We start from the raw sequence: 20,609 nt of genomic DNA on the forward strand, positions 1-20,609 counted from the left end.
GCGTCCGCATCGGGGCGGCGCCGTCCAACGAGGGGAATCCATGAACTACCGCAAGCCCGCTGCCGCACTCGCCGCCGTGGCCCTGTCCTTCGGCCTCACCGCGTGTGGCGGTGGCGAGCAGTCCGTCGCCGACGCCTGCAAGGTCGCCGAGAAGGAAGTCAAGGACGCGATGGGCGATCTCAACGGGATCAACCCCAGCGACACCGACGAGGCCACGAAGTCGATCTCGTCGATGGGCGACGCTCTGGACAAGACCGAGAAGAAGCTCGAGAACGAGAAGGTCAAGACCGCCGTCGGCGACCTGTCGGCCGAGTTCGACAAGCTCGAGACCGCCTTCGCGGACCTCAAGGCGGCCGACAAGGACACCGCCAAGCTGACCGAGGTGTCGGAGCGGATGAGCACCATCTCCACCGACATCCAGAAGAAGGGCGAGAAGCTCGACGAGCTCTGCGGCTGAGCCCTCGCAGCATCCGACGCCGCGGAGTCCCTCACGGGGACCCGCGGCGTCGTCGTCCGTCGAGGCGACCGCCGGAGGCCGGGATTAGGCTGGTCGGCATGCCCCTGCTCACCGTGTCCGGTTCCCTGCTCGTGCGTGAAGTCTCCGAGATCCCGCCCGGCGCGATCGCCACGGTCAAGGTGGTCGACGACGCCGGCGAGGTCCTCGCGGCCGCCGCCCTCGAGACCGACGAGGTGCCCGCGCCGTTCAGCGTCACCCTCGACGACGAGATGGTCCGTGGCGACCTGTTCGTCTGGGCGTTCCTGCGCGCCTCCGACGGCAGCGGGTATGGCACGCTCGAGCTCGTCCCGGCCGACCTCGGCACCGTCGAGCTGAACCGGATCGGGGACTGACCAGAGTGCCCCGACCGGGTCCCGCGGTCACTCACCTGAGCGACGCCGAGCTCGCCGCGAACAACGGCCCGGTCCTTCGCCGCATCACGATCCTGCTGCGGCCCTACCGCGCCAAGATGGCGTCGGTCGCCGTCATCGTCGTGCTGTCGGCCATCCTCACCTCGATCGTCCCGTTCCTCACCCAGGCCGTCTTCGACCGCGCCCTCTTCGGCTCGGGCGGCCCCGACCTGGGGCTGCTGGGCTGGCTCGTCGCGGGCATGTGCGCCCTGCCGATCCTGGCGTCGATGCTCAACATCGCCCAGAACTGGCTCACGTCCACCATCGGGAACTCGGCCATGGCCGATCTGCGCAGCGAGCTGTTCGCGCACCTGCAGAAGATGGAGCTGGCGTTCTTCACGACGACCAAGACCGGCGCGATCCAGTCCCGGCTGGCCAACGACGTCGCGGGCGTGCGCACCGTGCTCACCGACACCGCCACGTCGATCCTGCAGAACACCGTCACCGTCACCGCGGCGTTCATCTCGATGGTGATCCTGTCGTGGGAGCTGACGATCCTGACGGTCGTGCTGATGCCGCTGTTCATCTGGCTCCAGCTCAAGGTCGGACGCCGGCGCCAGCAGTTGGCGCGGCGCACCCAGGAGAGCCTGTCGGAGATGACGGCGATCACCGAGGAGTCGCTCAGCGTCTCCGGCATCCTGCTGGCCAAGGTGTTCAACCGCAGCACGTCCGAGGCCCAGCGCTACCGCGACGCCAACCTCCAGCAGACGCGGCTGCAGGTCGAGCAGGCGATGACCGGCCGGATGTTCTTCGCGACCGTGCAGACGTTCTTCGCCATCACGCCCGCGCTGATCTACCTGGCGGCCGGGTTCATCATCAGCGGCCGACTGCCCGGCGGCGCCGAGTCGCTCTCGGCCGGGACGCTCGTGGCGTTCACCACCGTGCAGGCCCGCCTGCAGATGCCGCTGCTGCAGCTCATGCGCGTCTCGCTCGACGTCCAGACCTCGCTGGCGCTGTTCCGCCGCATCTTCGAGTACCTCGATCTCGAGCCGGCCATCGTCGACCGGCCCGGCGCGCGCACGGTCACGCCCGCCGACCTGCAGGGCCGGATCGAGTTCCGCGACGTGTGGTTCCGCTACCCCCAGCCGCGCGTGCTGACCGGCGAGACCGCCAAGGAGCGGTTCGGCGACTCCACCGGACCGGTCGACGCGGCGTCCACGGCCGACGCCGACGCGTGGGCGCTGTCGGAGCTGTCGTTCACGATCGAGGGCGGCCAGCTGGCGGCCATCGTGGGGCCGTCCGGCTCGGGCAAGACCACCGCGACCTACCTCGTGCCGCGGTTCTACGACGTGCAGCGCGGGCAGGTGCTGATCGACGGGATCGACGTCCGCGACATCACGCTGTCCTCGCTGGCCGACTGCGTCGGCATGGTCACCCAGGAGCCGTACCTCTTCCACGGGACGATCCGCGAGAACATCGCCTACGCCAAGCCCGGTGCGACGGCCGACGAGATCGTCGCGGCCGCCACCGACGCCAACATCCACGACCGCATCATGAGCTTCCCCGACGGCTACGAGACCGTCACCGGCGAACGCGGGTACCGGCTCTCCGGCGGCGAGAAGCAGCGCATCGCGATCGCCCGCGTGCTGTTGAAGAACCCGCGCATCCTCATCCTCGACGAGGCCACGAGCGCGCTCGACAACGAGACCGAGCGCCTCGTGCAGGAGGCACTCGAGCGCGCCACGACCGGCCGCACGACCCTCGCCATCGCCCACCGACTCAGCACCATCCAGAACGCCGACGTCATCTTCGGCCTCGTGGACGGCCGCGTCGTCGAGCGCGGAACCCACGAAGAACTGGTCGACGACCCCGACGGGTTGTACGGCCGGCTGTACCGCGAGCAGTTCGCCAGCCGGCGTCCCGCACCGGGGTCCGGCCGCGGCGAGGGACCCGTGGGCTTCCTGCGTGCCGATGTATCCCTGTGATTCCAGGGGGGCGAAAGATAGGCATGGTCACGCGTCTCGCGGACTGCCAGAATCACCCCCATGACCACCGTCTATCTGGTGACGTCGGCACTGATGGTGCTGACCATCGCGGCGGTGCGTCATCACCGATCGTCGGTCTCGGTGCCGGTCACGATCATGCTCCTGGCCATCGCGGGGTGGAACCTGGTGCGCGCCGACCGGGGGCCCATCGACCCGACGCCCAGCATCGCCGTCGCGATCAACGTCGTGTTCGTCCAGATCACCGCGGCCGCGTTCTACGTCGCGACCCGTCGCCTCGTCCAAGGGCGTTGGCACATGTCGCGTTGGTTCTGGGCCGTCGCCATCGCGTTCGGCACCGCGAGCTTCGTCGGGATGCTCCCCTCGGTGGGCCTCACCACCGGTGATGCGTACTACGCCAGCCCGGTCTACGTCATGCACCTGGCGTACTCCTTCGCGCTCTTCGGCGGTGGCGTCCTCACCCTGAACTCGCGTCAGCACGACCCCTCGCCACACGTGCGTCACGTCGTCATGGCCGTCCAGGTGGGGACCCTGTCGGTGCTGACGGCCCAGGTCCTCTTTCCGGGCTTCACTCCGCTGGCGGTCGCCACCATGGCGATGGTGATGGCGTGGACCACCGGCCATGTCGCCGCGTGGTCGCGCTCGGCCTCGCGCGCGGGCCGCCTCCTGGACTCGATCGGCGTCTTCATCTTCGTCATCGACCGCGCCGGCCGGCTGCAGGACTGGAACGGCCCGGCCGCCAGCCTGCTGCGCCTCACCGGTCACACCGCCGAGCAGGGCCTCCACGTGAGCTCGGCCCTGGCGATGTCCGTGCCGTTCCTGGACGAGTCCACCGTGACCCTGCCGATCGAGGGCGGCGAGCTGCGCACCGCCGTCACCGTGCATCCCGTCGACCCACTGGCGCGCGGGAGCGACCGCGTCGTGATGCTGCGCCCCGTGCGCTCGACCGTCGAGAGCTCATCGTTCCCGGCCGTCTCGGGCGCCCTCAAGGGGCACGATCCGGCCACCCAGACGCTGGGCCGCAAGGCCGCCCTCGAGATGCTGCGGATCGCGGCGGTGGAGGGTCGGCAGATGCTGCGCATCGACGTGGTCCCGCGCACGCCACGCCGCGCTGACGACGTCATGTTCCTCGTCGCACGGCGCATGGAGGCGCGTGCCACCGAGCGCGGCTGGCTGGACGTGCCGTGGGCGCGGCTGGACACGTGGACCCTCATCGCGCCGATGCTCGATCCGACCTTCGAGGGCGTGCCGGCGCGGATCCCCCTCGACGACCTCGGCCTCGACATGCTGGTGTCCTTCCACCGACCCGCCGCCGCCGAGCCACCGGAGGTGTTCGTCCGGAGGATGACCGAGGAAGGGCTGAACCGGGACTCGGCCCAGGGCTGAGACCCGGCCGGTGCCTCAGAGCGCCAGTCCGACGTACTTCGTCTCGAGGTACTCCTCGATGCCCTCGTCGCCACCCTCGCGGCCGAAGCCCGAGGACTTCATGCCGCCGAACGGGGCGGACGGGTTCGACACGACGCCCTGGTTGATCCCCACCATGCCGGTGTTGAGTCCCTCGTAGACCTTGATCGCCCGCGAGTAGCTCTCGGTGAAGGCGTACGCGACGAGCCCGAACTCGGTGTCGTTGGCCATGCGCAGGGCCTCGTCGTCGTCACGGAAGGTGAACACGGGTGCGACGGGACCGAAGATCTCCTCCTGCCACATCCGCGCCTGCTGCGGGACGTTGGTCAGGACCGTGGGCGGGTAGAAGTAACCGGCGCCGTCGGGCACCTCGCCACCGGTCAGGACCTTCGCGCCCTGCGCCTTGGCGTCGTCGACCAGCTCGGCCACCTTGTCGCGCTGCTTCGCCTCGACCAGCGGGCCGATCGGCGCCTCGGCCATCTTCGCGGCGAAGCGCGAGGCGAACTCATCGGCCAGCGACTCGTGGACGATGAACCGGTTGGCAGCCGTGCAGGCCTCGCCGATGTTGCGCATCTTGGCCAGCATCGCGCCCTCGACGGCCTTGTCCAGGTCGGCGTCCTCGAAGACCAGGAACGGGGCGTTGCCGCCGAGCTCCATCGAGACGCGCAGCACCTGCTCGGCCGACTGCTCGATCAGGCTGCGGCCGACCTCGGTCGACCCGGTGAACGTCAGCTTGCGCAGGCGAGGATCGCGGATCAGCGGCTCCATGACCTGGCCGGTGCTCGTGGTCGTGACGATGTTCAGCACGCCCTCGGGCAGGCCTGCCTCGGCCATGATCTCGCCCAGGCTGAGCATGGTCAGCGGGGTGAGCGACGCCGGCTTGATCACCATCGTGCAGCCGGCGGCGACGGCCGGGCCGATCTTGCGCGTGCCCATGGCCAGCGGGAAGTTCCACGGCGTGATCATCAGGCAGGGGCCGACCGGCTGCTTCAGCGTCAGCAGGCGCGTGGCGCCGTTGGGCGCGACGGAGTAGCGGCCGGAGATGCGCACGGCCTCCTCGGCGAACCAGCGGAAGAACTCCGCGCCGTAGGCGATCTCGGTCTTGGACTCGCTGATGGGCTTGCCCATCTCGGCGGTCATCTGCTCGGCCAGTTCGTCGGTGCGCTCGGTGATGATCTCGAAGGCGCGCCGCAGGATCTCGCCCCGGTCGCGTGGTGCCGTGCGGGCCCAGTCGTCCTGCACCGCCACGGCCGCGTCCAACGCGGCCTTCCCGTCGGCCACGGAGGCGTCGGCCACCGTCGCCAGCGTCTCACCCGTCGCCGGGTTCTCGACCTCGAACGTCGCGCCACCCTCGGCGTCGCGCCACTGACCTGCAATGAAGAGTTGGTTCGGCATGGGTCGACGCTACAGCGCTCCGGCGATCCCTTCGACCTGCCACACTTCCAGCCATGGTCGCCACCCTCCGGGGGTTGTTCCGTCCCACGTTCCCGGGACTCGTCGGGGCGTTCGTCTTCGCGCTGCTGTCACTGACGCCGTCCCTGCTGCCGCGACCGGCCCTGTTCCAGGGACTCGTCACGGGCGTCACCGCGGCGATCGGCTACGGCCTCGCCGTCGCGTTGGCGTGGGTCTGGCGCGCTTTCGCCGACCGCGAGGCACGCCGTCCAACCGCCGGGCAGTGGCGATGGGCCGTCGCCATCGGTGTCGTGGCGCTGGGTGTCGCCGACGTCGTCAGCGTCCGGCAGCAGGACCGCATCCGCGAGCTCATGGGCCTGGGCGACGCCAGCACGTGGCGGCTCGTCTCGGTGCCCGTCGTGGCGGTCGTGGTGTTCTGCCTGCTGCTGGCGGCGGGACGTGGACTGCGCCGCGCCGCCCGCAGGCTCTCCGACCTGCTGGCCCGCCGGATCGGGGCGCAGGCCGCTCGCGCCACTGCGGTGGTCGTGGTGGCGACGCTGACCTTCTTCACCCTCAGCGGCCTCGTGTACGACAACGTGATCGCCGCCGTGGACTCGTCCTTCGCGCTCGGGGACCAGCAGGTCTCCTCACGCCTGGACCCACCCGCGAGCCCACTGCGGTCGGGCAGCCCGGAGTCGGACCTGGCCTGGGACGATCTCGGGCGCCAGGGTCGCCGGTTCGTCGCGCGCGGACCCGGAGCCGAGGACATCACGGCATTCACCGGCCGCGCGGCTCTCGATCCCATCCGCGCCTACGCGGGCACGGCCCACGCCGAGGACGTCGAGGAGCGAGCCCGGCTCGCGGTCGACGACCTCGAGCGAGCCGGAGGCTTCGAGCGCGCCAACCTGCTGGTCGCCGGCACCACCGGCTCGGGCTTCGTCGAGCCGAGCGCCTCGGAGTCGTTCGAGTACCTCACCGACGGCGACTCGGCGATCGTCTCGATGCAGTACTCGCACCTGCCCTCGTGGGTCTCGTTCCTGGTCGACCAGCAGGCCGCGCGCCATGCCGGCCGGGCCCTGTTCGACGCCGTGTACGAGCGCTGGTCGACCCTCCCCGCCGAGTCGCGGCCCAGGCTCTACCTGTTCGGCGAGAGCCTCGGGTCGTTCGCGCTCGAGACCGCCTTCAGCGGCGAGGCCGACCTGCGCAACCGGACCTCGGGCGGGCTGTTCGTCGGGCCCCCCGGGTTCAACTCGCTGTTCACCGAGTTCCGCGAGCAGCGCGACCCCGGCAGTCGCGAGATCGAGCCGATCTTCCGCGACGGGCGCACCGTGCGGTTCACGAACGACCCGTGGAGCCCGGTGATCCCGGCGGATCGCCCGTGGGACGGCCCGCACCTGCTCTACCTCGTCCACGCGTCGGACCCGATCACGTGGTGGAGTCCGGACCTGATCTGGGACAAGCCCGACTGGCTCTCCGAGCCGCGCGGGTCCGACGTCGCCGCTGCGATGCGCTGGTACCCGATCACCACGTTCTGGCAGACCTCGGCCGACATGGCGGTCGGCATGGCCGTGCCGTCGGGTCACGGACACGACTTCGTTGGCGAGCACGTCGCGGGGTGGGCCTCCGTGCTGCAGCCGGCGGGCTGGACCGACGAGGACCTGCGCCGCCTCCAGGAGCGCATCCTCGACGCGGACGCCCAGAACGCGGGCATCCCTCCGTCCCTGCGGGACTGACCGAGAGAGGTCCCTGTCAGCGCTCCCGCGGATCGCGCAGCTCGCGCACGCGGGTGACGACGAACCAGCCGCAGACCACGACGACGGCGAGGATGACGAGCCGCTGGAACCAGTCGGCCCAGGGCTCGATGACGTGCCAGTTCTCGCCGAGGGTGTAGCCGGCGCCGACGAAGATCGAGTTCCAGATCAGGCTGCCGAGCGTGGTCAGGCCGAGGAACGCGGTGAAGTTCATCTGCTCGACGCCGGCGGGGATCGAGATCAGGCTGCGGAAGATCGGCACCATGCGGCCGAAGAACACGGCCTTGGTGCCGTGCTTGGCGAACCACTCCTCGGTGACCTCGAGGTCGCGCACCTTCAGCAGCGGCACCTTCGCGAACACCAACGCCGTGCGGTCGCGGCCGAACAGCCGACCGAGCCAGTACATGATGCAGGCGCCGATCACCGATCCGGCGGTGGTGGCGAACAGCGCACCGGCCAGGGAGAAGCGTCCCTGGCTGGCGGCCAGGCCGGCCATCGGCAGCACGATCTCGCTGGGAATCGGGGGGAAGAGGTTGTCCATCCCCACGGCCAGGGCGGCACCGAAGAGGCCCAACCGGTCCATGAGGTCCACCATGAAGCCAGCGAGGCCGTCGATCTGCTGGTCGGCTGCCTGTGTCATCACCCGCAGAGCATAACGAGCGGCGCACAGACTGGGGTCCTCCCGGCGAGACGGGTACCGTCGCTGACGTGCATGTGTTCCGCAGATTCCTCGTCGCCCTCGGCGCCGCAGTCCTGCTGGCGACCCTGCTCTCGGCCTGCGATTCCGGGAACGAGCGCGATGGCCTCGAGGTGGAGTCCACCGAATCGGTGGAGGCGGCCACACCCTCCGGGCTGATCACCGCGCGCGCCGACGACGTCGCCGCCGTGTCCCGGTTCCTGTTGGAGTCGGCCTCGGCCGTCGTGCTCGTCACCGAGCAGGACCGGGCGGCCGCTCTCGACCGCGCGCGTGACCTCGGCGTCCCGGCGCTGCCGGACACGGACGCCGGACGGGCCGAGGCCGAGCGGCTCGGCGCGCGCGTGCTCGACCCCGACGACGAGGCACGCGACCCGGCGAAGCCGATCGAACGCTCGACGCCGGTCACGATCGCCACCGCCACGGAGCCCTCGAGGGAACTGCTCGACCTCGTCACGCTGGGCGGCGGCGAGCTGGCCCGGATCGCGCGCGACCCGCGACGCCACGGGCCGTCGGCGAAGTTGCTGCGGCGCGAGCCGGACGCTCCCCTGCTGACCCTCGGCGCCTCCCCCTACGCCGTGCGCGTCGTGCGCGCCGACGCCCAGACCGTCGGCGGCGGCTGGTTCGCAACCCGCGGCAAGCACCTCGTGGCGATGTACGGACACCCCTCCGGCCCCGCCCTCGGCGTGCTGGGTGAACAGGGCGCCGAGGAGTCGATCGCGCGGGTCCGCCGCCTGGTGGACCAGTACGAGCAGGTCGATCCGGACGCCACGTTCGTCCCCGCCTTCGAGATCATCACGACCGTCGCCAGCGCCGCCAAGGGCCCGCGCGGCGACTACTCCGCCCGCACCCGCGTGGCCGAGCTGCAACCGCTCGTCGACGCGGCCGAGCGTGCCGGTGTCGCGGTCATCCTCGACCTGCAGCCCGGACGATCGTCGTTCCTCTCCCAGGCCCGCGAGTACGAGTCGCTGCTGCGGCGCCCGCACGTCGGCTTGGCCCTGGACCCGGAGTGGAGGCTGGGCCCGAAGGACAAGCCGCTGCAGCGGATCGGCCACGTCGGCGTCGGTGAGGTGAACCGCGTCTCGGCGTGGCTGGCGGCCCTGACCCGCAAGCACGCACTGCCGCAGAAGGTGTTCGTGCTGCACCAGTTCCAGACGCAGATGATCCGCGACCGCGAGCGGGTGCGCACCGACCACCCCGAGCTGGCGACCGTCATCCACGTCGACGGACAGGGCAGTCCCGGCGCGAAGTTCGGCACCTGGCGCACGATCCGGGCCGGTGCGCCCGAGGGCGTCGGCTGGGGCTGGAAGAACTTCGTGGACGAGGACGAGCCGATGCTGAGCGTCGCGCAGACGTGGGCGCAGGTCCGGCCGCGGCCGCAGCTGATCACCTACCAGTGAGGATGCCGATCAGACCAGCGTCGCCGTGATCCGCTCGAGGATCCGCTCGAGCCGCTCGGGGCTCGTGCCGAAGTTCAGCCGCGCGAACGTGCCGGACTCCAGATCGGTGTGCGCCGTGAACTCGGGTCCGGGCGCGAGCCTCACCCCGCCGCGCTCCAGCAGCAGGCCGGCGGGATCGGCGGCGATCGGCGTGCCGGCGAAGTCCAGCCACGCGAGATAGGTGGCCTCGGCCGGCTGCACGTCCACGCCGACCTGGGCGGCCCAGTCGGTGATGGTGAACCGATTGCGCCGCAGCACGCCGAGCAGCTCCGTCAGCCAGGCGTCGCCCTCGGTCCAGGCGGCCACGGCGGCGGCCCGCGAGAGCGTGCTGACTCCGCCGAGGTAGGCGAACGGCAGTGCCGCCAGCGGCTCGCGCACCCGGGCCGCGCCCAGGTGCGCCACCGCGCAGTGCAGTCCGGCGAGGTTGAACGCCTTGGAGGCCGAGGTCACGGTGACCGTGCGGTCCTCGACGTCACGTCCCAGCGAGGCGAACGGCACGTGACGGCGGCCGTCCAGGGCGAGGTCGGCGTGGATCTCGTCGGCCAGGACGACCAGGTCCAGCGCGGCCGCGGCATCGGCGATCGGCCGCAGCTCGTCCTCGCCGAGCATCCGGCCGAGCGGGTTGTGCGGATTGACGACCACGACGAGCGAGACCTGCTCGCGCCGCCACTGCTCGACGAGCTCGTCGCTCGTGGCACCGAACGGCAGGGGCACCACCCGGCGTCCGGACTCGGCGATCGAGTTCAGGAAGACCGGGTAGCTGGGGACGTGCAGGGCGATCCCCTCCCCGGCCTGCGTGAGCAGGTCCAGCATCACCTGGAACGCCTGGATGACGTCGGTGAAGAGCCGCCCGCGACCGGGAGCGGGCGTCCAGTCGAAACGGTCGGCCATGCGTCGCTCGAACGCGCCGACGAGCGGGTCGGGCGCGTCGAAGTCCGGGTACCCGACGTCACCGCGCGCGAGGCGGTCGTGGACCGCACGGGTCACGACCTCGGGAACCTCGACGTCCATGTCGGCGACCCACGCCGGGATCACGCCCGATGGCGTCGTCGTCCACTTCATGTTGTCGCGGTCGCGCAGGGCGTCGTCGGTGAGGTCGAACACGCCTCCAGTCTCCAACACCACGCGCCTCGGCGCGGGCGCTCGGGGCCCTCAGTCGGTGACCACGCGACGCCACTGCCACGCGGTCTGCGCGAGCAGCAGCACGATCGCCGCGATCGCCACACCCAGGGCCCACGTCGACTCGCCGGCCACGGCCGCGATGACGCCGATCTGCGCCCAGATCGTCGCGGCGGCGTAGCCCGGGCTGCGCGGCATCAGGACGTTGACGCCGAGGGCGAAGATCGCCGCGCCGGCCAGCACGGCGATCTGCCAGCTCTCGCGCTCGGGCGAGACGAGGTCCCGCTCGACGACCCCGGTGGCGAAGTTGAGGAAGACCGCCACGGTGACCCAGCCGGCGTAGATGCCGCTGGTGGCCCGCGCGAGATGGCCGATCCAGGCCGGGTCGCTGGGTCGTGCCTGGGCGGCGATGCGAGCCGCGTCGATGGCGAACCCGGTCATCACCACGAGCACCAGGAACGTCGCCCAGCTGATGCCGGCGGCGGACACGGCGATCCACACCGCAGCGCCGACGTAGAGCGCGACGAGGTCGACCACGAACCGGGTACTGCCGGTCCCGTCGCCGCGCCACACGGTGACCGCGGCGTGCACGATCGCCAGCAGGTAGATCAGGCTCCAGATCGAGAAGGCCCAGCCGGCGGGCGTGATCAGCAGGTCCTCGCTGCCGTCGGAGGGTTGGGAGACGTCGGACAGGCTCTGCACGATCGGCGCCGCGGCCTGCAGGACGGCGGCGGCGAGCAGGACCCAGCCGAGTCGGCGGTCGGTGCGCACGTCGGTGGGGCTCATGCCCTCCACGCTAGGTGGGGCCAGTGTCCCCCGCATGGCGCCGCCGGTCGGGCTCAGCCGGTCGGGAACCGGACGTCGGCGACCTCGCGTGGCCCGAAGGCGCTCTCGAAGTCCCGCTCGTTCGCCGCCCAGACATCGGTCCAGACGCGGTCGTGGTCGTGACCGGCGCGCCGGTCACGCAACATGCCACGCTGCACCGCGGTGTCGAGGTCGACCTCGCACCAGACCGTGAGGTCCAGCAGCGGCAGGGTCTCGGGATGGAACAGGCCGATCAGGTCGACGACCAGGACGTCGGCCCGCGGAACGGGCTCCGGATCACGGAAGCGGCCCAGGTCCCAGTCGAAGCGACGGAACTCGCCGGGTACCCCCTCGCGGAACGGCCGCAGCACCTCGGTCGCGAGACGGTCGCGCTCCACGCCGTCCCAGTCCGCGGATCGCTCGTGGACGCGCACGGGGTCGAGGAAGTCGTCGCCCCGCATCCGCACGGCGTCCGGGAGCGCCTCGACGAGCTCTCGGGCCAGCGTCGACTTTCCCGAGCCGCCGTACCCGGAGATGCCGACCACGATCGGGCGGCCGACGGCCGCGCGACGGGCGGTCACGAGGCCGGCGAGCTCCTGGAGATCCATCGCTGGTCATCGTAGGCGCCTGCGGCCTACCGTCAGGGCATGACCGACGACGTGGTGCTCCGCTACGGCCGCACCTATCCCCTGACCGTGGACGACGCCTTCGACCGGCTCCTGGCGCTGGAGCTGCCGGCATTGTTCTCCCGGCGCTATGCCGCGATCCCGCCGATCAGCGCGGTTCTCGACCAGGCCGGGCCGTGGGCCACGCCGGGCCAGACCCGGACGATCCGGCTGGCCGACGGCGGAACCATGCGCGAGGAGCTGACCGCGGTCGAGCGGCCGGACCGATTCACCTACCGGATCTCGGGGATCACCGGCCCGATGAAGCCGCTGGTCTCCTCGCTCGACGGCGCCTGGAGCTTCGAGCCGGCCGGCACCGGCGTCCGCATCGCCTGGACCTGGACGGTGCGTCCGGCCGGGCGCCCGGGCACGCTGGCGATGCCGGTCTTCTCCCGGATGTGGCGCGGGTACGCCCGCCAGGCCTTCGAGAACATCGACCGCCTGCTGGTCGGGTGAACCGCGTCCATCGCCGTCCGTGCGGGTCGTGGACCTACGGCCGTCCAAAGGAGACGGCCGGGACGCGATAACGCGTCCCGGCCGTCGACTCCCCCCGAGATCCAGCGGCCCGATCGGCGACGGTCCACCGTCGCCTTCGCGCCCGAGTCGGCCGGACCGCTGGTGCACCCCGCAAGGTGCCACGCCACTTTCGCACAGGTCCCGTCTCGGCCAACACCCCCGGAAACGGGGGGTCACGCCTCGTCGAGGACATCGCCGGGCGCCAGCCCGACAGCCCGCTCGATGTCGCCCGGGCTGGTGTGCCGCAGGTACTCGCGCAGCTTGGCGCAGGCCGCCCGGTAGTGCTCGCGCGCCGTGTCCTCGGTGATGTAGAGCTCGCCGGCGATGTCGGCCCAATGCCGTCCGCGGGCGCGGCGCGAGATGACCTGGCGCTGGCGCGGGCTCAGCTCGAGGGGGACACCGCGGCGGTCCAACAACTCGGTCAGCCCGACGAGGGACTGGGTCACGACGACGTTCCCGGCCCGGACGTCCTCGATCGCGCGGACGGTGACGGCCGGCTGGTCGGACTTGTGCACGACGCCGTGGGCGCCGGCACGCAGGCACAGCGCGAGGACGATCGCGCGTCGCTCGTCGGTGTAGAGGCACACCGGCAGGCCCCGGGCGCGCACGGCACGGATCGCCGCGCGACCCTGCTTCGTCCCGGCGCCCGCGCCCTGCGGGCCGCGCAGCAACAGGTCGAGCACGACGACGTCGCACTCGACGGGTGCCGCCTCGAACTGCTCGACGCTGGCGTACGTGGCGACGACCTCGACCTCGGGATGGACGGTCGCGAAGCCGCCACGGATGACGGTGCTGTCGTCGATCACGACGACGCGGGGGCGATCGGTCACGGCTCCTCCTGCCGGTGGACGGGTCCGACGAGCGTCACGGACGTGCCGCGGCCCGGCGCGGACCGCACCTGCGCGTCGACGCCCACCTCGCGCAGCGCGTGGCCGACCTGGGTGTTCAGCCCGAAGCCCATCGGCTGATTGGCCTGGTCGAAGCCGACGCCGTCGTCGGACACCACGATCTCCCACCCGTCGTCGTCACAGTCCGCGTGCACCACGACCTGGTGGGCGCGCGCGTGCAGCCGCACGTTGTGCAGAATCGTCGCGACGGCGCGGCTCATGGCGTGCCAGACCGGTTCGCTCAGCTGCGCGTGGCCTCCGAGGTCGACGGCGAGTTCGAGCGGCAGGTCGTCGAACCCCTCCAGCGCCACCGCCAGCATCGTGGCGATGGTGCGAGCGCCCTCCGCGTGCTCGGGCGACGGCTCGGCGGCGAGGTAGTTGCGCAGGCGGTTCGCCTCACGGTGCGCCTGCCGCCGGAGGCCGGGCAGCACCTCGGCCGGGGTGTCCTCGTCGGACAGCAGGTGCAGAATGCTCGAGGCGTCGTGCACCGTCATCTGGTAGCGCTCGAGCTCGAGGGTGCGCGTGGCCGCGACCGCATCCTCGCGCGACTGGTCAGCGTCGGCGGCGAGGGCGCGCAGGTAGTGGACCGTGAGCGCCACGACGAGCGCGTAGCCCGGGATCGTCAGCGCGTTGTTGAGGTTCGTCTCCCACGACGCGGAGTCGACCGTGACCATCCAGGCGAGGTACCAGGCGCCGAGGCCGAAGCCGTGGGCCACGGCGAGGGCGGGCCGCAGCCAGGTCGAGGCCAGTGCGCCCACATTGATCGCGAAGCCCGACGCCCAGGACTCCCACGTGCCGACCACGTGGCTGGACGGCAGCAGCAGGACCATCGCCGGGACGGACACCCACGCCAGCACGATGTCGGGCCCGTGCCACCAGCCGGGGCGCACCGAGCCGGTCAGCAGGCACTGCACGATCAGCAGGACCGAGGCGGCCGAGACGAACAGGCCGAGGGCGACATAAGCCTCCGTGTGCTCGGCCAGTTGCGCGCCGGCCGTGATGCTCAGCAGGATCTGGAGCAGCACGACCGCACGCATCGCCGGGACGACCAGCGCGATGCCGCGCTCGGCCCGCCGCCCCGAGGCGCCCATCGGCGCCTCATCCGTCACGGTGGTCATGCCGGTCATCGTTCCAGATCGCCGTTACCCTGAGCCGGTGCAGCTGAAGTCCCTCCACCGCCACCCGTTGAAGTCCGGCCGGATCGAGGACCTCGACGCCGCGACCGTCGACCCGTGGGGACTGGCCGGAGACCGGCGCTGGATGGTCGTCGACGCCGAGGGCACCTTCCTCACCGCCCGCGAGGAGCGCCGGCTCCTGGCCATCGACGCCCGGCTGACCGAGGCGGGGATCCGGCTCAGCGTCCCCGGCCGCCCGGCGATCGACGTGCCCGACCCCGATCCCGCGCGCCAGGTCCCGGTGCGGATCTGGAGCTCGCTCATCACGGCCGCCGAGGCCACCACGGCCGCCGGGTGGCTGACCGAGACGCTGGGCCGCGAGGTGCGCCTCGTGCACCTGGACGACCCGACCCGACGGGCCGTCAACCCCGCGCGCTCCGAGCCCGAGGACCGGGTCAGCCTGGCCGACGGCTACCCGCTGCTGGTCACGACGCAGACGTCCCTCGCGGCGCTCAACCGCGCGATCGAGGAGGACGGCGGCGACCCCGTGCCGATGAGCCGGTTCCGTCCCAACCTCGTGATCGACGGCGACGAGCCCTGGTCCGAGGACGACTGGCGCCGGATCCGCGTGGGTGACGCCACCTTCCGCGCCGTCAAGGGCTGCGCCCGCTGCGTCATCACCACCCTCGAGCCGCAGGACTCCGGCGAGGTCGCGCGCGGCAAGGAGCCGATCCGCACGCTGGCCCGCATCCGCCGGTTCTCCGGTGCCGTGTGGTTCGGCGTCAACCTGATCCCCGACGTCGCCGGCGTCACGGTCCGCATCGGCGACGAGGTCGAGGTGCTCGAGGCGGCCGAGCCCGGCGGCGGGCCGCTCGGCGCGTAGCCGTTCGGGTCAGTCCCGCCCGAGCAGGTGGTCGACCCAGCGCGGCACGACGTCGGTCGCGGGACCGGCGAAGGTCGTGTGGAAGCCTCCGCCCGAGGGGGCCAGGTTGAGCTCGAAGGTATGCGCGCCGGAGGCGTGGGCGTAGTCGACGAAGCCCGCGGCCGGGTAGACCACGCCCGAGGTGCCGATCGCGGCGAAGACCTCGACCTCGATCAGTGCCTCGTGGATCTCGTCCATGCCGTGCGGCATCTCGCCGAACCACACGATGTCGGGCCGCAGCGCGGCGGTGTCGCACTCGGGGCACTCGGGCTCGAGCTCGAGCGGGCCGTCGTACTCGAACCGGTGCTCGCACTCCTCGCAGCGGACGTGGCGCAGGCTGCCGTGCATGTGCAGCAGCCGGCGCGAGCCGGCGCGCTCGTGCAGGTCGTCGACGTTCTGCGTGACCAGCAGCAGGTCGTCGCCGAACTCCTTCTCCAGTTCGACCAGGGCGTGGTGGGCGGCGTTCGGGTGCACGCGCTCGAGCGCGGCGCGGCGCTCGTCGTAGAACCGCTGGACGAGCGCCCGGTCGTAGCCGAACGCCTCGGGCGTGGCCACGTCCTCGGGCCGGTGGCCCTCCCAGAGCCCGTCGGCGTCGCGGAACGTGGCCAACCCGCTCTCGGCCGAGATCCCGGCACCGGTCAGGACGACGATCTTCACGAGGCGTCTCCCCGCAGCGCGTCGACGATCTGGCCAACCCCGGTCGGTGCGCCCGCGACCGACCACAGCAGGCCGTCGACCTCGATGCGCTCGGTGACGCCGCCGGCCCCCAGGACCAGCGCGATTCCGGGCAGCCAGTCCCAGTCGGGCGTGCTGTGCTGGAACCAGCAGCCGAGGCGACCCGTGGCCACGCCGACGAGGTCCATCGAGCCCGATCCGAGCATCCGGATGGTCGCCGGCAGCGCCGCGGCGCGGCGCCAGGCGGCGAAGCCGGGGTGGTCGACGATGAAGGCCGGGTGGGCGTAGGTGGCGACGGCCAACTGGGACACCGGGGCGTCCTCGATGGGCGTGACCGGCTCGCCGTTGATGGTCGTGGGCACGCCGGGTCCACCGACCACGACCGTCCCGGTCGCGTGGTGGGCGACGGCGCCCAGCAGCGGCCGGTCACCGTCGGCCAGGGCGATCGCCGAGCACCAGTAGTCGAAGCCCGAGGCGAAGTTGTACGTGCCGTCGACCGGGTCGATGACCCAGCGGCGGCCGGAGGTGCCCTCACGGGCGGTGCCCTCCTCGCCGAGCAGCCCGTCCTCGGGACGCTCGCGGTCGAGGCGCTCGACGATGCGCGCCTCGGCCGCGTAGTCGGCGGCGGTCACGATGTCGGAGACGCTGGTCTTGGAGCGGGTCTGCAGGTCGTCCTCGGCCCGGATCCGGGCGGCGAGGGCAGCCGCCTCGACGACCAGCTCGGTCGCCAGCTTGACGTCGTCCGGGGTCACGTTCATGTCTCAACCGTAAGAGGCGAACCCTGCGAACGGATCTACAGTGGTGGACAGACACGGGGTGCCCGTACCGAGCGGGCTGAGATCAGACCCGTCGAACCTGCTCGAGTTCGCACTCGCGAAGGGATGTCCCATGACCGTCCTGTCCATTCCCGTCCTCACCGACGAGGCGCTGACGCGCCTGCGCGCCACCACCCCGCTGGTGCAGTGCATCACCAACAGCGTCGTCACCAACTTCACCGCCAACGCTCTGCTCGCCCTGGGCGCGGCGCCCGCCATGGTCGACCTGCCCGAGGAGGCCGGGATCTTCGCGGGCGTCGCCGACGGCGTGCTGGTGAACCTCGGCACCCCGAACGCCCAGCAGCAGGACGCGGCCCGAGCCGCCGTCGCGGCGACCGACCGCTGGGTCCTGGACCCGGTCGCGATCGGGACCCTGCCGGTGCGCACGGCCATGGCGGCCGAGCTGGTCCGGGCCCGCCCGGCGATCGTGCGCGGCAACGCCTCGGAGATCATCGCCCTGGCGGGCGCCGGCACCGGCGGGCGCGGCGTCGACTCCGTCGCGGGGTCCGAGGACGCACTGGAGGCGGCCGGACAGATCGCGCGCGAGCACGGCACCGTCGTCGCGGTCTCCGGCGAGGTCGACGTCATCACCGACGGCACCCGCGTGGCTCGGATCGCCGGCGGCGACCGCCTGCTGACGCTCGTGACCGGAGGCGGCTGCTCGCTCGGCGCCACGATGGCCGCCTTCCTCGGCGTGTGCGACCCGCTGTCGGCGGCCGTCAGCGCCTCCGTCGTGCACGCGGTGGCGGCCGAGCGTGCCGCGGCCGGGTGCGCCGGGCCGGGATCGTTCGCCGTCGCCTTCCTCGACGCGCTCGCGGCGACCGGCCCCGAGGACGTGAGCGACCGCGTCTCGAGCCTCGCGTGATCTCCGGGCTGCACCTGGTCACCGACGAGCGCCTGGCACGCGACCGGCTGCTGGACGTCGTCGGCGCCGCGGTGACCGCCGGGACGGCCGTGGTCCAGGTCCGGGCCAAGCACGCGACCGCCCGAGAGCTCACGGAGACGGTCGCCGCCGTCAGTGCCGTGGTGTCCGGTCGCGCGCTGGTCCTGGTCAACGACCGGGTGGACGTGGCGCTCGCCGCCCGGCACGGCGGGGCCCGCGTGGACGGCGTCCATCTCGGCCAGGACGACCTCGATCCGGTCGCCGCCCGGGCCCTGCTGGGACCGGACGCGACCGTCGGCTGGACCGCGAACACGCCCGAGCACCTGGCCGTAGCGGGCGCACTGCCGCCGGGGACGGTCGACTACCTCGGCGTCGGCCTGATCCATCCGACGACGTCGAAGGCCGACGGCCCCGCGGTCCTCGGGATCGAGGGGTTCGGAGCGTTCGCCCGGGCGGCGGCGTTGCCGTGCATCGCGATCGGTGGCGTGCGACTGGAGGACGTCCCCGGCGTCATGGCCGCCGGAGCGGCGGGGGTCGCCGTCGTGTCCGCCGTCTCGGAGGCTGCCGATCCGGGAGGTGCCGCCGCGGACCTCGTCGCGGCGATCGGCGGTGCCCGATGACCCCGCGCGTGCTGAGCATCGCCGGCACCGACCCGACCGGTGGTGCCGGGATCCAGGCCGACCTCAAGACGATCGCCGCGTTCGGCGGGTACGGCATGGCGGTGGTGACCGCCCTGGTCGCCCAGAACACCCGAGGGGTCAGGTCGGTCCACGTCCCACCGCCGGCCTTCCTGACCGAGCAGCTCGATGCCGTCTCCGACGACGTCACGATCGACGCGGTCAAGCTGGGGATGCTGCACTCGACGCCCCTCATCGAGGTGGTCATGGCCTGGCTCGAGCGTGCTCGGCCGCCGATCGTCGTGCTCGATCCGGTCATGGTCGCCACGAGCGGCGACCGGTTGCTCGACGCGCAGGCCGAGGTCGCGATCCGACGACTCTGCGAGCGGGTCGATCTCGTGACGCCGAACCTGCCCGAGCTGGCCGTCCTCGTCGGCGGCCCGGAGGCGACGACGTGGGCCGGGGCGGTCGCCCAGGCACGAACGCTCGCCGCCGCGGCCGACACGGTCGTGCTGCTGAAGGGCGGACATCTCGAGGGGGCGAGCTCGGCCGACGCCGTCGTGACCGCGGACGCGGTGCTGCCGGTCGAGGGCCGCCGGGTGACCACGACGACCACCCACGGCACGGGATGCTCGCTGTCGTCGGCGATGGCGACCTTGGCGGCGTCCGGGCTCTCGTGGTTCGACGCTCTCGGCCAGGCGAAGGAGTGGCTGACCGGGGCGATCGAGCACGGAGCCGAGCTCGAGGTCGGTCGCGGCAACGGACCGATCGACCACTTCCACCAGCTGCGCCAGCACGTGCCGCACCTCAGGGGCACCAACTCGTGGACGGCACGCGCCTGGCGCGACAGCGAGCCGATCCGCGCGAGGGTCGATGCCTGCGAGTTCGTGCGGCGCCTCGGGGACGGCTCGCTCGAACCCGACCGATTCGCCTGGTACCTCGGCCAGGACGCCCTCTACCTGGCCGAGTACGCCGAGCTGCTGGCCCACGCGGGCGAGCTGGCGGGTACGCCCGAGGAGCGGGCCTTCTGGGAACACGGCAGCGTCGCGGCCGTGGAGGAAGCTCGACTGCACCGGACGTGGGTCACCGAGTTGCCGGAGCCCGCGCCGGCGACCCGCGCATACCTCGACCACCTGCACGCCACGGCGCGACGGGACGGCCACGAGGCCCTGGTGGCCGCGCTGCTGCCCTGTTACTGGCTCTACGCCGACCTGGGCCGGCGGCTGGCAGCGCAGGGCCGTCCGGGCCATCCGTTCGGGGACTGGCTGCGGACCTATGCCGATCCGGCGTTCCTCGAGGCGGCCGAGGCGGCACGCAGCATCGTCGACCGCGTCGCCGATGCGGCACCACCGGATCGACGCACCACCATGGCCGCCGCGTTCGACGCCTCGATGCGCCACGAGCTGGCGTTCTTCGAGGCGCCGTGAGGGTCAGGGCTCGTTCGCCTCGACCGGTTGGCGCAGGATCGTCCGCAGGCGCTCGGGTGCGGTCCGGCGCGGGTCGCCGAGGTAGATCTCGTGGTGGCGGCCGGTCATCCGCAGTCCGTGCGCCGGGATGAACTCGTCGTGCATGGCCGCCAGCACGGGACCCTCGGCGTCGTACGGACCGACGTGCAGGGTCTGGACGCAGCGTCCCTCGTCGAGCGACTCGAGCCGCACCTCGTCGAGCAACGGAGCGCCACCCTTCGCCGCCACGCTCGAGCAGGCCCGGTCCAGGTGGTAGTCGGTGATCCAGTCCGGCGCCAGGATCATCATCGTCCAGGACCACCGGGACTTGTCGCGCGCGCTGGTGAACGCGGCCGGGTCGTCCGACCACCACAGCCCTTCGAGCGGCGGCACGACGTAGTCGAGGTCCAGCTCGGTCTTGCTCAGGAACTTCAACGCGTACGCCACGGGATACAGCGACCCGAGAGCCTGCTCGTACCGCGGGTCGCTGTTGGGATCGCCGTGCCCGTCGACCATGAGGAAGGTCTGCGGAGGCACGGTGACGATCTCGAACCTGCCTCGGGGCGCCCTGTACGTCGCGATCTGCTTCTTCACGTCGAGCTTCACAGCGACCCCCC

21 protein-coding genes and 1 riboswitch are annotated in these 20,609 nt (G+C 71.9%); of the genes, 11 read left to right on the top strand and 10 right to left on the bottom strand.

Annotated elements, in window-relative coordinates; genetic code table 11:
- Positions 1–40: 40 nt before the first annotated feature.
- The 4 genes from GL325_RS11145 (at position 41) to GL325_RS11160 (ending at position 4,235) form a co-directional block, all read left to right on the top strand.
- The gene (locus GL325_RS11145; RefSeq protein ID WP_154597345.1) at positions 41–457 is read left to right on the top strand and encodes a hypothetical protein; all 417 of its coding nucleotides are present in this window, start codon (positions 41–43) and stop codon (positions 455–457) included.
- A 98-nt stretch (positions 458–555) separates the two neighbouring features.
- Positions 556–849: a YbaY family lipoprotein gene (locus GL325_RS11150; protein WP_154597344.1), complete on the top strand. Its 294-nt coding sequence runs from the start codon at positions 556–558 to the stop codon at positions 847–849.
- Between the two features lie 5 nt (positions 850–854).
- Positions 855–2,831: an ABC transporter ATP-binding protein gene (locus tag GL325_RS11155; protein WP_255956093.1), complete on the top strand. Its 1,977-nt coding sequence runs from the start codon at positions 855–857 to the stop codon at positions 2,829–2,831.
- Between the two features lie 60 nt (positions 2,832–2,891).
- Entirely contained in the window at positions 2,892–4,235 is a 1,344-nt protein-coding gene (locus GL325_RS11160) for a hypothetical protein (protein ID WP_187769619.1), read from the top strand.
- 15 nt (positions 4,236–4,250) lie between these two features.
- Here the strand turns inward: GL325_RS11160 and GL325_RS11165 are convergent, their stop codons facing one another.
- Positions 4,251–5,648, bottom strand: coding sequence for an NAD-dependent succinate-semialdehyde dehydrogenase (locus GL325_RS11165; protein WP_154597342.1), 1,398 nt, complete (start codon positions 5,646–5,648; stop codon positions 4,251–4,253).
- A 53-nt stretch (positions 5,649–5,701) separates the two neighbouring features.
- On the opposite strand from GL325_RS11165, the gene GL325_RS11170 reads away from it, so the two are divergent.
- Positions 5,702–7,378: an alpha/beta-hydrolase family protein gene (locus GL325_RS11170; RefSeq protein WP_187769620.1), complete on the top strand. Its 1,677-nt coding sequence runs from the start codon at positions 5,702–5,704 to the stop codon at positions 7,376–7,378.
- A gap of 16 nt (positions 7,379–7,394) precedes the next feature.
- Here GL325_RS11170 and GL325_RS11175 read toward each other — a convergent pair whose 3' ends face one another.
- On the bottom strand, positions 7,395–8,036 hold the full coding sequence (locus GL325_RS11175) for a DedA family protein (protein WP_154597547.1): 642 nt from the start codon (positions 8,034–8,036) through the stop codon (positions 7,395–7,397).
- A 68-nt stretch (positions 8,037–8,104) separates the two neighbouring features.
- Between GL325_RS11175 and GL325_RS11180 the strand changes: the two genes are divergently transcribed.
- The gene (locus GL325_RS11180; protein ID WP_187769621.1) at positions 8,105–9,490 is read left to right on the top strand and encodes a hypothetical protein; all 1,386 of its coding nucleotides are present in this window, start codon (positions 8,105–8,107) and stop codon (positions 9,488–9,490) included.
- 9 nt (positions 9,491–9,499) lie between these two features.
- Here the strand turns inward: GL325_RS11180 and GL325_RS11185 are convergent, their stop codons facing one another.
- From GL325_RS11185 to GL325_RS11195, 3 genes are read right to left on the bottom strand one after another with little or no spacing between them, the layout of a single operon-like run.
- Positions 9,500–10,633 (bottom strand): aminotransferase class I/II-fold pyridoxal phosphate-dependent enzyme, encoded by a 1,134-nt coding sequence (locus GL325_RS11185; protein ID WP_187769622.1) that lies wholly within the window; start codon positions 10,631–10,633, stop codon positions 9,500–9,502.
- A gap of 48 nt (positions 10,634–10,681) precedes the next feature.
- A complete protein-coding gene (locus GL325_RS11190; RefSeq protein WP_187769623.1) occupies positions 10,682–11,434 on the bottom strand; it encodes an MFS transporter in 753 nt (250 codons plus the stop codon).
- A gap of 53 nt (positions 11,435–11,487) precedes the next feature.
- The gene (locus GL325_RS11195; RefSeq protein WP_187769624.1) at positions 11,488–12,060 is read right to left on the bottom strand and encodes a uridine kinase; all 573 of its coding nucleotides are present in this window, start codon (positions 12,058–12,060) and stop codon (positions 11,488–11,490) included.
- Positions 12,061–12,099: 39 nt separating this feature from the next.
- Between GL325_RS11195 and GL325_RS11200 the strand changes: the two genes are divergently transcribed.
- Positions 12,100–12,573: an SRPBCC family protein gene (locus tag GL325_RS11200; protein ID WP_187769625.1), complete on the top strand. Its 474-nt coding sequence runs from the start codon at positions 12,100–12,102 to the stop codon at positions 12,571–12,573.
- 233 nt (positions 12,574–12,806) lie between these two features.
- Here the strand turns inward: GL325_RS11200 and GL325_RS11205 are convergent, their stop codons facing one another.
- Complete coding sequence (locus GL325_RS11205; protein WP_154597335.1) at positions 12,807–13,463, bottom strand: response regulator transcription factor; 657 nt, start codon at positions 13,461–13,463, stop codon at positions 12,807–12,809.
- Entirely contained in the window at positions 13,460–14,638 is a 1,179-nt protein-coding gene (locus GL325_RS11210) for a sensor histidine kinase (RefSeq protein WP_187769626.1), read from the bottom strand. Before GL325_RS11210 ends, GL325_RS11205 begins: the two co-directional genes overlap by 4 nt.
- 37 nt (positions 14,639–14,675) lie before the next feature.
- Between GL325_RS11210 and GL325_RS11215 the strand changes: the two genes are divergently transcribed.
- Positions 14,676–15,518, top strand: coding sequence for an MOSC domain-containing protein (locus GL325_RS11215; protein ID WP_255956098.1), 843 nt, complete (start codon positions 14,676–14,678; stop codon positions 15,516–15,518).
- 9 nt (positions 15,519–15,527) lie between these two features.
- On the opposite strand, the gene GL325_RS11220 is transcribed toward GL325_RS11215, so the two are convergent.
- Together GL325_RS11220 and GL325_RS11225 are read right to left on the bottom strand one after the other, a co-directional pair.
- Positions 15,528–16,214 (bottom strand): NAD-dependent deacylase, encoded by a 687-nt coding sequence (locus GL325_RS11220; RefSeq protein WP_255956100.1) that lies wholly within the window; start codon positions 16,212–16,214, stop codon positions 15,528–15,530.
- Positions 16,211–16,990, bottom strand: a complete 780-nt coding sequence (locus GL325_RS11225) for an inositol monophosphatase (RefSeq protein ID WP_187769629.1) — start codon at positions 16,988–16,990, stop codon at positions 16,211–16,213. The genes GL325_RS11220 and GL325_RS11225 overlap by 4 nt, the downstream gene beginning before the upstream one ends.
- 44 nt (positions 16,991–17,034) lie before the next feature.
- A riboswitch (TPP riboswitch) is annotated at positions 17,035–17,131 on the top strand.
- Between GL325_RS11225 and thiM the strand changes: the two genes are divergently transcribed.
- The 3 genes from thiM (at position 17,121) to thiD (ending at position 19,974) form a co-directional block, all read left to right on the top strand.
- On the top strand, positions 17,121–17,912 hold the full coding sequence (gene thiM, locus GL325_RS11230; protein ID WP_187769630.1) for a hydroxyethylthiazole kinase: 792 nt from the start codon (positions 17,121–17,123) through the stop codon (positions 17,910–17,912). It overlaps the preceding riboswitch by 11 nt.
- Entirely contained in the window at positions 17,909–18,550 is a 642-nt protein-coding gene (gene thiE, locus GL325_RS11235) for a thiamine phosphate synthase (protein WP_187769631.1), read from the top strand. The genes thiM and thiE overlap by 4 nt, the downstream gene beginning before the upstream one ends.
- Positions 18,547–19,974, top strand: a complete 1,428-nt coding sequence (gene thiD, locus GL325_RS11240) for a bifunctional hydroxymethylpyrimidine kinase/phosphomethylpyrimidine kinase (RefSeq protein ID WP_187769632.1) — start codon at positions 18,547–18,549, stop codon at positions 19,972–19,974. The genes thiE and thiD overlap by 4 nt, the downstream gene beginning before the upstream one ends.
- 3 nt (positions 19,975–19,977) lie before the next feature.
- Here thiD and GL325_RS11245 read toward each other — a convergent pair whose 3' ends face one another.
- Positions 19,978–20,598 carry a GyrI-like domain-containing protein gene (locus GL325_RS11245; RefSeq protein ID WP_187769633.1) on the bottom strand — a complete coding sequence of 207 codons (621 nt, stop codon included), beginning with the start codon at positions 20,596–20,598 and terminating at the stop codon, positions 19,978–19,980.
- Positions 20,599–20,609: the final 11 nt, after the last annotated feature.

This window comes from Aeromicrobium sp. 636 (genome assembly GCF_024433585.1).
In the GTDB taxonomy this organism is placed as follows: Bacteria; Actinomycetota; Actinomycetes; order Propionibacteriales; family Nocardioidaceae; genus Aeromicrobium; species Aeromicrobium senzhongii.

Bases quoted from the DNA above. Each gene is read 5' to 3' on its own strand.
- GL325_RS11145 (WP_154597345.1), top strand. From the start codon at position 41: ATGAACTACCGCAAGCCCGCTGCCGCACTCGCCGCCGTGGCCCTGTCC.
- GL325_RS11150 (WP_154597344.1), top strand. From the start codon at position 556: ATGCCCCTGCTCACCGTGTCCGGTTCCCTGCTCGTGCGTGAAGTCTCC.
- GL325_RS11160 (WP_187769619.1), top strand. From the start codon at position 2,892: ATGACCACCGTCTATCTGGTGACGTCGGCACTGATGGTGCTGACCATC.
- GL325_RS11165 (WP_154597342.1), bottom strand. From the start codon at position 5,648: ATGCCGAACCAACTCTTCATTGCAGGTCAGTGGCGCGACGCCGAGGGT.
- GL325_RS11170 (WP_187769620.1), top strand. From the start codon at position 5,702: ATGGTCGCCACCCTCCGGGGGTTGTTCCGTCCCACGTTCCCGGGACTC.
- GL325_RS11175 (WP_154597547.1), bottom strand. From the start codon at position 8,036: ATGACACAGGCAGCCGACCAGCAGATCGACGGCCTCGCTGGCTTCATG.
- GL325_RS11190 (WP_187769623.1), bottom strand. From the start codon at position 11,434: ATGAGCCCCACCGACGTGCGCACCGACCGCCGACTCGGCTGGGTCCTG.
- GL325_RS11195 (WP_187769624.1), bottom strand. From the start codon at position 12,060: ATGGATCTCCAGGAGCTCGCCGGCCTCGTGACCGCCCGTCGCGCGGCC.
- GL325_RS11200 (WP_187769625.1), top strand. From the start codon at position 12,100: ATGACCGACGACGTGGTGCTCCGCTACGGCCGCACCTATCCCCTGACC.
- GL325_RS11210 (WP_187769626.1), bottom strand. From the start codon at position 14,638: ATGACCACCGTGACGGATGAGGCGCCGATGGGCGCCTCGGGGCGGCGG.
- GL325_RS11225 (WP_187769629.1), bottom strand. From the start codon at position 16,990: ATGAACGTGACCCCGGACGACGTCAAGCTGGCGACCGAGCTGGTCGTC.
- thiM (WP_187769630.1), top strand. From the start codon at position 17,121: ATGACCGTCCTGTCCATTCCCGTCCTCACCGACGAGGCGCTGACGCGC.
- thiD (WP_187769632.1), top strand. From the start codon at position 18,547: ATGACCCCGCGCGTGCTGAGCATCGCCGGCACCGACCCGACCGGTGGT.